The organism is Daejeonella sp., assembly GCF_049655485.1.
Taxonomy (GTDB): Bacteria; Bacteroidota; Bacteroidia; order Sphingobacteriales; family Sphingobacteriaceae; genus Daejeonella.
Window position 1 is genome coordinate 1 of sequence record NZ_JBASJU010000325.1, and the last position, 2,149, is coordinate 2,149.

Consider the following 2,149-nt stretch of genomic DNA (forward strand, 5'->3'; position numbering starts at 1 on the left):
GTATATCACGAAGGGAGCAACACCCACTACCTATGGATTTAATTGGGTGGATTCTGGAATACCACTTCTACGTAGCGAATGCGTAACTGACGAGGGTTTTAACAAAAAAGGTCTATCCTACATAACTAAGGAAGCGAATGATCATATGAAAAGATCAAAAGTGCTACCGGGGGATATTTTAGTTTCAATTACCGGCAATGTTGGAAGAATTGCAATTTTTCCAGATAGTTTGAAGCACGGAAATATAAACCAACATATAGCAAGAGTCAGGATTGCAAATGATTTGTGTGATAAAATATTTATTTATTTCCAACTATGTCAAAATGCATACCGACAATATTATAATGGAATAGTAACGGGGGCTGCTTACCCTCAGTTGAGTTTAAAACAGATTCGTGAGACACCGATTCATCTACCTCCATTATTGATACAAACGAGAATAGCTTCCATCCTCTCCGCCTACGACGATCTAATAGAAAACAACCTCAAACGCATTAAGCTGCTGGAGGAATTAGCACAGCGCACTTATGAAGAATGGTTTGTAAAGTATAGGGTAAATGGGGAGGCTTTGGTTTTTGATAGGGAGACAGGGCTGCCAGAGGGATGGGAAAGGAAAAAACTTCGCGAAGTGATTGGATATGAAATCGGTGGGGGTTGGGGCGAGGCCGAAAAGACAGAAGAGTTTTGCAACCCTGGTTACGTTATTAGAGGAACAGATATTGATCCTTTGTATGCTGGGAATATAAAAAATGTTCCCAGCAGGTTTCACAAGAAGTCGAATATGGCCTCAAGAAAGATCCAGCCAGGTGATATAATTTTTGAAGTTTCTGGCGGAAGTTCCAACGAGGGAGTGGCAAAATCGTTTTTAATGACTACTGATGTGTTAAAGCAGTTCGATGGCGATGTTATGTGCGCGAGCTTCTGTAAACTAGTCAGACCGGCGAAACCAGAGTTGTCAAATCTTTTGTACTTAACTTTTAAATTTTTTAGAAAAATTAAAACAACTGAAATCTGGGAGATTCGAAGTGCGAGCAATATTCTAAACTATAATTGGACGGCATTTCTAGCTTTTCAAAATGCAGTTTTACCTCCCGACAAAATCCTCAACAATTTCAATAGTATAATCTCCCCTTTGTATTCGCAGATCTATAATCTAGGGTTTCAAAATAGACTTTTTAAACAATCACGCGACATCCTCCTACCCCGCCTAATGAACGGAAACATAAATGTGGAAGAAGTCGAAGAGAGATTTGCGATAGCTGCGGAACCAATTCCTGAGTATATAACAAGAGCTTAGAATGAATAAATTAAAACAAAGCATCCTCAATGTAAGCAGTCAGATTTTGGATTTGTTACTCAAGTACAGGAGTGAAAACCCTGACTTCACTTTTTCCTTAAGAAGCAAAGACAGTCCCCAGTCAGATGAAGTACGTTTAGAGAAAGGTCAATGGTTTCAAGGCTCGGATTACATTTACGTTCCCCTTTTTAAAAAAGGGGATACAAACCGAAAGATAACGACCCTTGGATTTGTTTTAGGGTTCGACGAAAATGATTTAGTGAAAGATAATTATGTAGAAATCTCATTTAAAGGTGGCATAGTTGATAAACAGGAAATCGCATTTCATAAAGAACTGGCTACAAAAATTGGACTCAAATTACCGATAGATCGTAATCATGGAGTTAAATTCTACGAAAACCAAAATGATTATTTAGAGAATTTGCAGGACTATATCACAAATACCAGAAATATCGCCCTTCAATTACTAGAAAAATACAAGCTCACAGAAAAATATGTAATAAGCGAGAAGGAGTTTCAAAGTCGCCTGGAACGAGTCAAGGCCATAAGAATGAAATTGGAATCTGACAAAATACCTGTACAACCAAGCGAATCGAATAACTTTTTTCAAAAACATACAATGAAGCAGCCCCTTAACCAGATACTATTTGGTCCCCCCGGAACTGGCAAGACCTATAACACCATTAACAAGGCTTTGGAAATTATCGATGAAGACCCTGAAAAGCAACTCGATTGGACAAACCGGGAAGCTGTTAAAACTCTATTCCACAGACGCGTAGAAGAAGGCAGAATTGTTTTCTGCACTTTTCATCAAAACATGGCTTATGAAGATTTCATCGAGGGGATAAAGCC

The 2,149-nt window shown here is 38.6% G+C and carries 1 protein-coding gene and 1 pseudogene; both read left to right on the forward strand.

Annotation, left to right across the window (positions count from 1 at the left end):
- The first annotated feature begins 46 nt into the window (after nucleotides 1–46).
- A complete protein-coding gene (locus tag WBJ10_RS13440) occupies nucleotides 47–1,297 on the forward strand; it encodes a restriction endonuclease subunit S (protein WP_424291139.1) in 1,251 nt (416 codons plus the stop codon).
- 1 nt (nucleotide 1,298) lies between these two features.
- A pseudogene (locus WBJ10_RS13445) lies at nucleotides 1,299–2,149 on the forward strand (hypothetical protein); the annotation flags it as partial.